At 37.7% G+C, this 13,543-nt stretch carries 7 protein-coding genes, 1 other RNA gene and 1 pseudogene; 5 read left to right on the plus strand and 4 right to left on the minus strand.

The window, feature by feature from the left end; translation table 11 throughout:
• Nucleotides 1-9: 9 nt before the first annotated feature.
• Nucleotides 10-1,299, plus strand: coding sequence for a sugar MFS transporter (locus DF947_RS01825; RefSeq protein WP_109927977.1), 1,290 nt, complete (start codon nucleotides 10-12; stop codon nucleotides 1,297-1,299).
• Nucleotides 1,300-1,423: 124 nt separating this feature from the next.
• Nucleotides 1,424-1,918 (plus strand): D-glycero-alpha-D-manno-heptose-1,7-bisphosphate 7-phosphatase, encoded by a 495-nt coding sequence (locus DF947_RS01830; protein WP_109927978.1) that lies wholly within the window; start codon nucleotides 1,424-1,426, stop codon nucleotides 1,916-1,918.
• A gap of 268 nt (nucleotides 1,919-2,186) precedes the next feature.
• Here the strand turns inward: DF947_RS01830 and fsa are convergent, their stop codons facing one another.
• Together fsa and ffs are read right to left on the minus strand one after the other, a co-directional pair.
• Complete coding sequence (gene fsa, locus DF947_RS01835; protein ID WP_109927979.1) at nucleotides 2,187-2,846, minus strand: fructose-6-phosphate aldolase; 660 nt, start codon at nucleotides 2,844-2,846, stop codon at nucleotides 2,187-2,189.
• Between the two features lie 90 nt (nucleotides 2,847-2,936).
• Nucleotides 2,937-3,036: signal recognition particle sRNA small type (gene ffs / locus DF947_RS01840), an RNA gene on the minus strand.
• A gap of 445 nt (nucleotides 3,037-3,481) precedes the next feature.
• Between ffs and gltB the strand changes: the two genes are divergently transcribed.
• Together gltB and DF947_RS01850 are read left to right on the plus strand one after the other, a co-directional pair.
• Nucleotides 3,482-7,981: a glutamate synthase large subunit gene (gltB, locus tag DF947_RS01845; RefSeq protein ID WP_109927980.1), complete on the plus strand. Its 4,500-nt coding sequence runs from the start codon at nucleotides 3,482-3,484 to the stop codon at nucleotides 7,979-7,981.
• Nucleotides 7,982-7,984: 3 nt separating this feature from the next.
• Nucleotides 7,985-9,451, plus strand: coding sequence for a glutamate synthase subunit beta (locus DF947_RS01850; RefSeq protein ID WP_109927981.1), 1,467 nt, complete (start codon nucleotides 7,985-7,987; stop codon nucleotides 9,449-9,451).
• A 206-nt stretch (nucleotides 9,452-9,657) separates the two neighbouring features.
• Here the strand turns inward: DF947_RS01850 and DF947_RS01855 are convergent.
• Nucleotides 9,658-10,790: pseudogene (locus DF947_RS01855) on the minus strand (DUF763 domain-containing protein).
• Between the two features lie 345 nt (nucleotides 10,791-11,135).
• Here DF947_RS01855 and DF947_RS01865 point away from each other — a divergent pair.
• Nucleotides 11,136-12,230 (plus strand): metallophosphoesterase, encoded by a 1,095-nt coding sequence (locus tag DF947_RS01865; RefSeq protein ID WP_109927983.1) that lies wholly within the window; start codon nucleotides 11,136-11,138, stop codon nucleotides 12,228-12,230.
• On the opposite strand, the gene DF947_RS01870 is transcribed toward DF947_RS01865, so the two are convergent.
• On the minus strand, nucleotides 12,223-13,419 hold the full coding sequence (locus tag DF947_RS01870; RefSeq protein WP_109927984.1) for a GAF domain-containing sensor histidine kinase: 1,197 nt from the start codon (nucleotides 13,417-13,419) through the stop codon (nucleotides 12,223-12,225). The two genes, DF947_RS01865 and DF947_RS01870, sit on opposite strands and share 8 nt — an antisense overlap.
• Nucleotides 13,420-13,543: the final 124 nt, after the last annotated feature.

Consider the following 13,543-nt stretch of genomic DNA (forward strand, 5'->3'; position numbering starts at 1 on the left):
CAACATTTCATGCCGAATACTTTAACTCAAGGGCAAACTCAGGGCCCTAAGCCACTCGTTATTATTTGCGGATTATTTTTCATTTTTGGCTTTGTAACCTGGGCCAACGGAACGCTGATTCCATTCTTTAAGTTATCTTTTGGATTGTCGGATATTCAAGCTTTTCTGGTCACCTTTGCATCATACATTGTTTATTTCTTTTTATCACTACCTGCCTCATGGATCTTAAAAAAAACGGGCTTTAAAAATGGAATTATTCTGGGATTATTGATTTTGGGTGCAGGTTCGTTACTGTTTATTCCTGCAGCACAAACCAGAACTTTTGGTTTATTCTTAACTGGAATTTTTATTCAAGGCGCCGCTTTAGCTTTACTACAAACGGCATCTAATCCATACCTAACCATTATTGGTCCCATAGAAAGTGCGGCAAAAAGAATTAGCATAGCGGGCATCTGCAATAAATTTGCTGGTATTATCGTCCCATTTATTATGGGAACCCTATTCTTGAAAAATGCCTCAGCAATAGAGAAGAAAATTGAACTGGCTAAAGGTTTGATAAAAGAACAATTGCTGAATGATGTTTTAAGTCGAGTAAATACGCCCTATGTTGTTCTGGCTATTGTATTTTGTTTGTTTGCTTTAGTTATTAAGTATACAGATTTGCCTGAAGTTAATGTAGAGGAAGATGTACTAGATGAAACCGTTGGTGCAGTTGTTCGGCACAATAGTATTTTTCAGTTTCCACATTTGTTTCTAGGCGCCTTATGTATTTTTGTGTACGTAGCTGCAGAAGTAATGGCTGGAGATATTATTGGTGTTTACGGCAAGGCGCTGGGTATAAGTCCAGACATTAGCAAGTATTTCACAGCTCTAACACTCTCAAGTATGTTGATTGGTTATATCATCGGGATTATTACGATTCCAAAATATATTTCGCAACATTTTGCATTAAGAATTTGCGCCCTTCTGGGAATAATTTTTACCATCATTGCTTACTTAACTTCAGGTTATACCTCAGTAATTTTTATTGCATTATTGGGATTGGCCAATTCTTTAATGTGGCCTGCAATTTTTCCGTTGGGAATTAGTCATTTAGGCAAATTTACTAAAACCGGCTCTGCCATTATGATTATGGGAATAGCAGGTGGTGCAATTTGGCCTTTGCTTTATGCTTATGTTAAAGATCATCTTCATTTGAATTTTCAGCTTTCCTATTTCATAACCGTTATGCCCTGCTATTTATACATCCTATTCTTTGCAATTAGGGGGCATAAAGTTGGATTGCATTTGAATAAATAACCTTTTTTAGAGATGTAAAATTCGATTTTAAACTACCAATTGTGAGCTTTCTATGCCCATAAATTTTACCTATTTTTGGCACAATACAGATAAAATCTGATTCATCCGTTTAAAATTTACATTTATGAATAAAGCTATTTTCCTTGATCGTGATGGTGTTCTTAATCACGAAATTTACGATTACATCTGTCGAGTAGAAGATTTTAAAATTCTCGAATATCAAATTCCGGTTTTAAAGAAATTTTTTGACGATGGTTATTTATTAATCGTAATTACCAACCAGGGAGGTATTGCTTTAAAGAGATACACTGAAGAAGAACTGGCTACCATGCATCAAATGTTAAAAGCGGCATTTGTAGAAATGGGTGCAGATATAGCCTATTTTTATTACTGCCCACACCATCCAACTGTTGGTGGCGAATGTAAATGTCGTAAGCCTGCCTCGGGAATGCTTTTAGATGCGATTGAAAAATTTGATATTGATCCATCACAATCTATTATGATTGGTGATAAGCCCAGGGACGTAGAGGCGGCCAATGGGGCAGGAGTAAAAGGCATATTAATTGAGCCTGACGAACAGATTGATTACGATAAAATTAAGGAAGCGCTTTCAAAATAAAATCGACTTACGAAGTTTTAAAGTCCAGCGTGCAGGGAAACTTCGTCAGTCTTTAAGATTTAAGAAACGGACGGAATTTTGCCTTATGAAATAAAATCGACTTACGAAGTTTTAAAGACCAGCGTGCAGGGAAAACTTCGTCAGTCTAAGATTTAAGAAACTGACGAAATTTTGCCACGCTCAACCCTACGAAATTTCGCAAGTTGATTAAACAAAAAAAAAGCCCAAATCATTTGATTCGAGCTTTAATTATAATTTTTTTAAAGTTTTATTTTCCAGCAGCCTTCGCATGATCTGCCAAGAAAGTTGCTAAGCCACTATCTGTAAGTGGATGTTTTAATAAACCAACAATTGCAGCTAAAGGAGCCGTAATTACATCAGCACCTAATTTAGCGCAGTTTACAATGTGCAACGGACCACGGATCGATGCGGCTAAAATTTGAGTCTCGTAACCGTAGTTATCAAAAATAGTCCTGATATCCTCAATTAAAACCAAGCCATCGCTAGAAATATCATCCAAGCGACCTAAAAACGGAGATACATAAGTTGCTCCAGCTTTGGCCGCCAATAATGCCTGTCCGGCAGAGAAAATTAATGTACAGTTGGTTTTAATCCCTTTCGAAGAGAAATATTTAATGGCTTTAACACCATCTTTAATCATTGGAACTTTAACAACAATTTTCGGGTTTAATGCAGCTAAGGCTTCACCTTCTTTAACAATCTCATCAAATGTTGTCGCAATAACTTCAGCACTTACATTGTTATCAACAATATCGCAAATCGCTTTGTAGTGGTTAATTACATTTTGTTCGCCGGTAATACCTTCTTTAGCCATTAAGCTAGGGTTGGTGGTTACGCCATCTAAAATGCCAAGATCTTGTGCTTCTCTGATTTGATCAAGATTAGCTGTGTCAATGAAAAATTTCATGCTTATAAATTCTTAAAATGATAATTAGGTTCTTTGTTAGAACCCCTGAAGAATTTAATATTCCCCCTTCAGGGGATTAGGGGGTAAAAAAAAGGGCAAGCACCTTCTATCGCACCGCTACAACCTTCTACCCTTGCTGTGTTCCCACCCTGGGGGAGTTCAAAGGGAGCTGGTCGTAAAAGACTTGCCCGCCACAAAGGTAGCAAAACAAGTGGTTTTGCAAAATGCATTTTTTTAATTTTTTTAGTATATTGGCTATGTTGCTGATTAATAAAATAATAAAATTTAATTATTGCTTAAAAATCACATTCTGTAAGTGTTCTTGTAAAATTTTAAAGATTAGGCGGAAATCTCATGAACAGTCTTTTGTTTTTATTTATAAATGATAAATTTATAAGTAAATATATTTTATATATCTCTAACTGTAGTAATTGAGCAAAAACCAACTTTTTAAGGGTGTTTTTAATTTTATCGATTTTATATTTATATTAGGTTTTTGTTAACAATATTTTAAATTATAATTTAGTTGTTGCATTAAAACTAAAATTATTCTAAAAATTATATTAACTCTATAATTTGCGCTCCATTTTTTTTATCTTAGTGTTTCCTATACACTAACAACTAACGAGCAAAGAATGAAACCAAACAGTGGATTGTATGATGCGCAATTTGAACACGATGCCTGCGGTATTGGGTTTGTGGCGCATGTGAAAGGGCGAAAATCACACCAAATTATCTCCGATGCGCTTACTATTTTAGAGAATTTAGATCACAGGGGAGCTTGTGGTGCAGAACCAAATACAGGCGATGGTGCTGGTATTATGCTACAGATTCCTCACGAATTTTTTTACGATGAATGTTTAAAGGCCGGCTTTAGTCTACCAGAAACCAATAATTATGGTGTAGGTATGCTTTTTATGCCTAAAGATATTCGATCAAGAGAGGAATGCAGAGAATTAATTTATCGTGCAGCCGAAAAACTAGGACTAGAGATTCTAGGTTTTAGAAAGGTTGATGTGGATACCACTGATATTGGTAATATGGCGCTTTCAGTAGAGCCAGAAATTGAGCAGGTTTTTATTGCTCGTCCGTATGCAGTGGCACCCGGTGCCGATTTCGAACGCAAGCTTTACATCTTTAAAAATTACTTAATTAAGCTCATCGTAAATACAGTTCACGGTGGCAAAGATTTTTACATCGTTTCGCTTTCTGCACAAACAATCATATATAAAGGTCAGCTTACATCTTTACAAGTACGTACATACTTTACCGATTTAAGCGATAAACGAATGGTGTCGGCTTTAGGTTTGGTTCATTCTCGCTTTGCAACCAATACTTTCCCATCGTGGCGCTTGGCTCAACCGTTCCGCTTTATTGCACACAATGGCGAAATCAATACCTTACAGGGAAATTTAAACTGGTTTAGAGCCGGGGTTAAATCCTTTGCATCTGCATATTTTACTCCAGAAGAATTGGATATGTTACTTCCGGTTATTGATGAAACCAATTCAGATTCAGGTTGCTTAGATAATGTAATTGAATTATTGCTTCATGCAGGCCGAACACTTCCTCATGTTTTAATGATGTTGGTTCCTGAGGCTTGGGATGGAAACGAAGATATGGATCCAGTAAAAAGGGCATTTTATGAATTCCATGCTACCTTGATGGAGCCTTGGGATGGTCCAGCAGCAATTGCTTTTACTGATGGGAAATTAATTGGAGCTACCTTAGATCGTAATGGTTTACGCCCTTCTCGATATGCCATCACATCTGATGACCGCGTAATTATGGCCTCTGAAGCTGGTGCTTTGGCAATTGATCAAAGTACAATTATAGAAAAAGGTCGTTTAACGCCCGGCAAAATGTTTGTTGTAGACATGGAGCAAGGTAGAATAATCAGCGATAACGAAATAAAACAGCAAGTTTGTGGCAAAAGCCCTTACGCAGATTGGATTAATCAATATCAAATCCGATTGGAAGAATTGCCTGAGCCAAGAGTAATGTTTACGGGTTTATCTGAAGAGTCTATCTTTAAATACCAACAGGTTTTTGGTTACAGTAGAGAAGATATCGATCTTTTGCTAAAACCCATGGCTATCGAAGCCAAAGAGCCAATTGGTTCGATGGGCACAGATTCACCACTGGCAATTTTATCAAAACGTCCTCAACATTTATCCAACTATTTTAAACAGTTATTTGCTCAGGTAACCAACCCACCAATTGACCCAATTCGAGAGAAAGTGGTGATGAGTTTGGCGAGTTTTATGGGAAGCAATGGGAACTTATTGGAAGAAAATCCTTTGCAGTCGCACTGTGTGGCCATTAAGCATCCTATTTTAACCAATCAAGAATTAGAGAAATTAAGGAGTATAGATACCGGCGTTTTCCAAGCTAAGACCTTACAAACCTATTTTAGAGCAGATGGTAAACCAGGCGCTATGGCAAAGGCTTTGGATCGTTTGTGCCGTTATGCTGTAGATGCTGTTGAAGACGGTTTTCAGGTAATTGTATTAACAGATAGAGCAATTGATTCTGAACATGCTGCCATGCCATCTTTATTAGCTGTTTCAGCCGTTCATCACCATTTAATTCGTAAGGGATATCGTGGTGCTGTCGGAATTGTAATCGAAGGTGGAGACATCTGGGAAGTTCATCATTTTGCGACTCTACTGGGCTTTGGTGTTACGGCCATTAATCCTTATTTGGCTTTGGAAACCATTAATGGTTTTCAAGAAGAATCTGGCTTATCAAATGAGCAGTTAACTAAAAATTATATCTATGCGGTTAACAGTGGTTTGTTAAAAATCTTCTCTAAAATGGGTATTTCAACCCTACAATCTTATCAGGGAGCACAGATTTTTGAAATTTTAGGACTAAATAAACAAGTGGTTAATACCTATTTCACGGGTGCAGTTTCTCGTATCGGTGGATTGGGATTGGATGAAATTGCAAAAGAAACACTGATTAAACATCACCGCAGTTTCGGACCGGCAACCCAAACTGAAAATCTACTCCCAGCAGGTGGAACTTATAAATTCCGTCGTAGAGGTGAAGCACATTTATTCAATCCGCAAACCATCCACTTGTTGCAAAATGCAACCCGTAAAAACGATTACAATATCTTTAAACAATATTCTAAACTGGTTAATGAGCAAACTCAGCAAGCTTACACCATCCGTGGATTGTTTGAGTTTGATTACAGTCGTCCATCTGTACCATTAAACGAGGTTGAATCGACAGAGGCCATCCTAAAAAGATTTGCAACTGGAGCCATGTCGTTCGGTTCCATCTCTCATGAGGCACACTCTACTTTAGCTATCGCGATGAACCGCATTGGTGGAAAAAGCAATACTGGAGAGGGTGGTGAAGATGAAATGCGCTACACCAAGATGGAAAATGGTGATAGTATGCGTTCGGCCATTAAACAGGTTGCATCGGCACGTTTTGGTGTAACCAGTTATTATTTAACCAATGCGGATGAGTTGCAGATTAAAATGGCTCAAGGTGCTAAACCTGGTGAAGGCGGTCAATTGCCTGGCCACAAGGTGGATGACTGGATTGCAAAAGTTCGTCACTCTACACCTGGAGTGGGTTTAATTTCTCCTCCTCCACACCATGATATTTATTCGATTGAGGATTTGGCTCAACTCATTTATGATCTGAAGAATGCCAATCGTGCTGCCAGAATTAACGTTAAGTTGGTATCTAAAGCCGGTGTTGGAACCATTGCAGCAGGTGTTGCGAAGGCACATGCCGATGTGATCTTGGTTTCGGGCTTTGATGGCGGTACAGGTGCTTCACCATTAACTTCTATTCAACATGCTGGCCTTCCTTGGGAGCTTGGTTTGGCTGAAGCGCATCAAACCTTAGTTAAAAATAAACTGCGCAACCGTATCGTTTTACAAACCGATGGTCAATTAAAAACAGGAAGAGATATAGCTATTGCAGCTTTATTGGGTGCCGAAGAATGGGGTGTAGCAACAGCTGCTTTAGTAACTGCAGGCTGTATCATGATGCGTAAGTGTCATTTAAATACTTGTCCTGTTGGTGTAGCAACTCAAGATCCTGAATTAAGAAAATTGTTTAGTGGCGATGCAGATCACGTTGTAAATCTATTTCATTTCTTGGCAGAAGAATTACGTGAGATTATGGCTGAGCTTGGTTTCAGAACCATTCATGAAATGATCGGCCAGGCTGATATATTAAAAGTACGCGAGTTGCCTAGTGAAGACTGGAAATTGAAATATTTGGATTTATCAGCAATTCTTTTCAAAGCAGAAGATAATGGTTTGCCATTATTTAATACCGAAGGACAGGATCATGGTTTGGAACATGTTTTAGATCATCAATTAATCGCAGCTGCACAACCTGCAATTGCTAACAACGAGCCTGTTTTTGCAAGTTTCAATGTTAAAAATACAGATCGTTCTTTGGGTACAATGCTATCTAACGAGATTTCGAAAGTACATTTAGGTGCCGGTTTACCTCCAGATACCATAAACTTTAAGTTTGTGGGTTCTGCCGGACAAAGTTTTGGTGCATTCAATACGCGTGGTGTTACATTATCACTAGAAGGCGAAGCAAATGATTATGTTGGTAAAGGATTATCTGGTGCTCGTTTAGCAATTTATCCATTCTCAAATTCAACATTTATTCCAGAGCAAAATATTATTATAGGTAACGTAGCACTTTATGGAGCAACTTCTGGTGAGCTATTCGCTCGTGGTAAAGCTGGTGAACGTTTCGCTGTTCGTAATTCTGGTGCAACTGCTGTTGTAGAAGGCGTTGGCGATCACGGTTGTGAATATATGACTGGTGGTGAAGTACTTATTCTTGGAGATACGGGAAGTAACTTCGCAGCCGGCATGAGCGGTGGAGTGGCTTGGATTTATGATCCAAATAGAACTTTTGCCCGCAAATGCAATAAGGAAATGGTTGATCTTGATCCTCTACAAGCTGAAGATGAAGAACGCATTCTGGCTTTACTTAAAACTCATATTCGATTGACAGATAGTAAAGTAGCTGAATTTATCTTAAGCGATTGGAAAACTCAATCTAATCATTTCGTAAAAGTATTCCCTAAAGAATACAAAGCAGTTTTAGCCAAACGTAATCAACAAGTAAAAACGCACTAAGCCATGGGAAAAGTAACAGGATTTCAAGAATACGATAGAGTTGCGCCCACTAGAGAAGAGGCTACAACTCGAGTAAAACATTATGGGGAATTTTTAAATGAATTGCCTTCACAAGAATTAAACAGACAAGCTGCACGATGCATGGATTGTGGTGTTCCTTTCTGTCAATCGGGTTGCCCTTTAGGTAATGTGATTCCGGAATTTAACGATGCTGTGTACCAAGGCAAGTGGGAGCAGGCTGCTAATATTTTATTAAGTACAAATAATTTCCCTGAATTTACAGGAAGAATTTGTCCTGCTCCGTGCGAATCTGCATGTGTTTTGGGCATAAATCGTCCGCCGGTTTCTATTGAAGAAATTGAGAAACACATTATAGAAATTGCCTTTGAAAAAGGTTACATCAAAGCAAAAGCTCCACTTATTAGAACGGGTAAAAAAGTTGCCGTAATTGGTTCTGGACCTGCGGGTTTAGCGGCTGCAGCTCAATTGAATAAAGCTGGCCATGAGGTTACTGTATTTGAACGCGATGATGCACCTGGAGGTTTGTTAAGATATGGAATTCCAGATTTTAAACTTCAGAAAAATGTAATCGATCGTCGTATCGATTTAATGAAAGAAGAAGGAATCGTATTTAAATGCAATGCCAACGTTGGCGAGAACGTAGAAATCAGCACATTATTGAGAGATTTTAATGCACTGGTTTTGGCTGGTGGCTCAACAATTCCCCGCGATTTGCCAATCGAGGGTCGTTCGGCCAAAGGCGTTCATTTTGCAATGGATTTCTTAAAACAACAAAACAAACGTGTTGCCAATAGAGAAGTTGTGGTAGAAGATATTTTGGCTACAGGTAAAAATGTAATCGTAATCGGTGGTGGCGATACAGGTTCAGATTGTATTGGTACTTCTAACCGTCATGGTGCAAAATCGGTAACCCAGTTCGAAATTATGCCAATGCCACCGCAAACCAGAAGTTCAAATATGCCATGGCCAACTTATCCAATGCTATTGAAAAATACTTCTTCCCATGAAGAAGGTGCGCAAAGAGCCTGGTCGGTTAATACCAAAAACTTTATAGCTGATGAAAATGGAAATTTAAAAGCTTTAAAAGTTGTTGATGTAGAATGGGAAATTGATGCTAATGGCAGACCGGTAAAATTTACCGAAGTTGCTGGCACTGAGAGAGATTTACCATGCGAATTGGTTCTTTTAGCAATGGGTTTCTTACACCCGCAGAAAGAAGGCTTAATAGAAAAACTTGGTATTGAATTGGATAACCGTGGAAATGTGAATGCTTCAGAGCATACCTACCAAACCAATATTGCGAAGATTTTTGCTGCCGGCGATGCTCGTCGCGGACAATCTTTAGTGGTTTGGGCAATTTCAGAAGGTAGGGAAGCCGCCAGAAAGGTTGATGAATACCTAATGGGAACAACTAAATTGGCATCAAGGGATGCAGTAGCTTACGCTTAATTACAGGTTTAAATATTATATTTTTTAGGTCGTGGTGTATGCCACGACCTTTTTTGTTAAAACGGTCGAAATCAAGAAGCAATATTTTTTATCTGGCTGCATTAATCAATTGAGTTAATCATTATGGTTCGATTGGTGAGGATAGCACCCGAAAGTATAACGGTCCTCATGCTGAACTAAATTCAGGATTTATTCTATCTCAACGATTAAAACAACTTCAACTGTTCATCTTTTGGTGGCTTCTCTTTACCAAAAACTGTTCTGCCGCCGTACTTCCAGCTTTCAGCTCTTTCTTTTTCAATTAGGTTATCAAAATTCATATTAGGCAAAAAGTCTTTTTCGGCGTTTTTTGCGATTTGATGCAAAGATTTTATGGCCTGCTGTTTATCGTTGTTGCCAATTTTTGCTTTTTCCACAGCCTTTTGCAAAACACTAATCGTTTCATCGTAAACATTTATAGGTACGGGAAATGGATGCCCATCTTTACCACCATGCGCAAATGAATAGCGGGCAGGATCTGAAAACCTGGAGGGGGTACCATAGATAACCTCGCTAACCAATGCCATTGATTGCAAAGTTCGCGGTCCCATACCATCCAATAATAAAAGCGCTTCAAAATCTGATGGTTTTTTCTCCTGTGCCAGCCATAAAATACTACCTAAACGTTTAAGATCGACATCTTTGGCTTTTACTTCATGGTGATGTGGCATCACCAATTTTTGAATCTCTGCAAGCATTCTGGTTGGCGATTCTTCTGTAATGCCCAACATACTTGCTCTTGTTACTTTGGCATCATTAGAAGTAAGGTTTAAAATTTGTCCTTGATTGATGCCACAGATTCCGGTATGCGGTTCCTCAACAAAAGATTTTAAGTTTTCAGAGTGCCAATGGTAACGCCTTGCAGTAGAACTATTATTACTCATTCCTTGCTGCACTACGGCCCAATCGCCATCATTGCTTAAAATAAAACTGTGGAGATAAAGTTGAAATCCATCTTGAACAGCAGTGTTATCTACCTTTGCACTCAGTTTACTGGAGCGGACAAGTTCATTCCCGTTTAAGCCAGTTTTTTCTGCAATTTTTAGAAGCTCACTTGGCGTTTCGCGACTATATTTCCTTTGCCACCACAAATGTAAATACCGAGCTCTTTTGATAACGGATTGATTGATTTTTTTAGAGCACCCATAACAGAAGTTGTTATGCCTGATGAATGCCAATCCATGCCCATTACCGCACCTAAACTTTGGAACCAGAATGGATTACTGAGTCTTCGGATGACTTCGGCTTTGCCGTATTCTACCAGAATAGCCTCGGTTATGGCTAAACCCAATTTGGCCATACGCTGTGCAAGCCAAGGAGGAACATGGCCGTAATGCAAAGGTAAATCTGTGCTTCCCGATCGTTTCAATACTAACAAATTTAGTAATTATTTTTGAAATGGCAATGTTTAGGCAATTTGCGCACTACCTTAAATATTTCGAATGACCAATTTTTATCTAAACCCGGATGAAGCGATATCCCCCAATTCTTTTAATTGGGGATTTAGCGGAAAACGGGACTGTAAAAACAAAAGGATTACAGGTTTTGCTTTTCTAAATATTACATCGAAACAATCTTTTAAAACGATTACTGCCAATTTTTGTTATTTTGGCATTGCGCCTAAATTTTAAAGCTAAAGCCCTTAATGCGAAAATTATTACAACGTTGGTTAAGTAGTTGGATTATCAGGATGACCAACAAATATGGCTCAAGGCCCAATAAACGAAGAATTCATGATGCATTAAACAAGCTTTATAAAACAATTAATGCCGAACCTGGCAAACGTGGTTTAATTTTTAACCTTGCAGATCAAGATAAATACATTGTACTTTCTGACCAACATAAAGGGGCTCGAGATTATGCAGATGATTTTGCGCTAGCTGAAAAAAATTATTTGGTAGCACTAGAACATTATAATAAGGAAGATTTTAGATACATTAATTTAGGTGATAGCGAAGAGCTTTGGGAGAATCTGCTTGAATCGGTAATTAAACATAACAAAAATACCTTTGAGTGTGAAAAAGCCTTTATAATGAGGAATGCTTTTACTAAAATTTTTGGAAACCATGATTTATATTGGGATAACGATCCGCTGGCAGGATTTAATTTAAATCGGATATATGGACAGAAAATTCCAATTTTTGAAGGTGCTATTTTAAGAGCCACAATAGATAATCAAACTTTGGATATCTTTCTTACTCACGGTCATCAAGGTGATTTGCAAAGTGATGGAAATTGGTTTAGCAAATGGTTTGTAAGTACCATCTGGGCACCTTTTCAATCTTACCTGCAGATCAATCCGAATACTCCGGCCTACGATAATCAGTTAAAAACGGCACACAATACCATGATGTACAGTTGGGTGGCGAGTAAGAAAAACATGGCTTTGATTACCGGGCATACCCATCAACCTGTTTTTGCCTCACTAACACATCTAGAAAGAATCTACATTAAATTAAGGCAGGCTAAAAAAGATAATGATAAGGAACAGCTTTATTTTTTGAATGCAGAATTGCACAAAAGAATCAAAGAAGGGGATAAGGCACCGAGATTTAGAAAATATAAACCAGGCTATTTTAACAGTGGATGCTGTTGCTTTAGCGATGGTGATATAACCGGAATTGAAATTGAAGCTGGTATTATTCGGCTAATAAAATGGTCTTTTCTGCGTATTGGTGATTCAGAACGTATTGTTTTAGAAGAAATGAAACTTGCAGAACTTATTGATCCAATTATTTAATTGGCAGTTCTACATAAAAAGTACTGCCCAAATTCTGTCCTTCGCTTTCTGCCCAAACTTTTCCTTTATGCATATCAACGAGCATTTTTACGGTTGATAAACCCAAACCATGCGAATCTTCGAATGCAGTTGGGTTGGAAGTTAGGTTTGCAAATTTTACAAATAATCTTTCTAAATCGCTTGTCGATAATCCTCTTCCGTAATCTTTAATAGAAACCGTCACTAGGTTTTCATGTGAGGAAATAGAAATTTCAATATCTTTTCCAACATGCGAAAACTTGATGGAATTCTCTATGAGACTGCTAAAAACTTGCTTTAATTTATTTTCATCGCCATAAATTTCAATCGGTTCGTTTAAGTTGGCAACAATATTTTGATTCTTATTGGTAGCTGATGTATAAAAATCTTTTAAGACTTGGTCAATTATCATCTTTAAATCAACCTTAATTTTTTGCATCTTAAAGGTTTCTTTTTCTCTTCTGGCAGCGCTTAAAATAAAATTCAAATTATCTATCATCGTTTTAGATTGCTGATTTATCTTCCCAGCAATTAGATGAACTTTTTCATCTACGCCAGGAATTCTTCCAGCCAACTCAGATTGAAGCGAAATGGTTGTCATTGGATTTTTTAAATCATGTACCAACATATGTAATCGATCGTCGTGCGCCCTAAGCGATTTTCTTATGGCTAATCGGTTCTCCAGTTTATCCAAAACCATTTTAGATAATAATCGAAGCATATCCAATTGATGATCGGTAGGTGTTTTTGGAGCGATATCTGTTACACTAACAGTACCGATGGTATAGCCATCTGCTGTCACAATTGGCGAGCTCGCATAAAAACGAATTTCGCCACTTTTTACATAGGGGTTTTGCATAAAGCCAGATATGGCACTTGCATCTTCAAATACGGTAATGTTTTTCTTTAGAATGGCCAAAGTACAAAAGCTTTCACTTCTTTTAATTTCTCCCGATTCTTGATTTTTTGCATTTGCTTTTAAAAATACCCGTTCATCATCAATAAAGGCAACATATGCATTATCAGCATTAAAAATTCCCTTGGCCAATAGGGCAATATAATTAAAGCCATTTTCTGCCGGTGTATCTAGTATTTCATATTCATGAAGCTTTTTCAATCGAGCTTCTTCATTAGCTGGAATAATGTTTTTAGGTAAATTGAAATCAAGCATTCTGAAGTAAATTTTTTGGTATAAGATAAATTTAAAGGTAGAGATTTTAATCAACTTTGTTAAAGATGGATTATACGTTTTTTAAAAGGTTAAAACAGAAATTTGTAAACAATTATTACTTAAA

The organism is Pedobacter paludis (genome assembly GCF_003173575.1).
In the GTDB taxonomy this organism is placed as follows: domain Bacteria; phylum Bacteroidota; class Bacteroidia; order Sphingobacteriales; family Sphingobacteriaceae; genus Pedobacter; species Pedobacter paludis.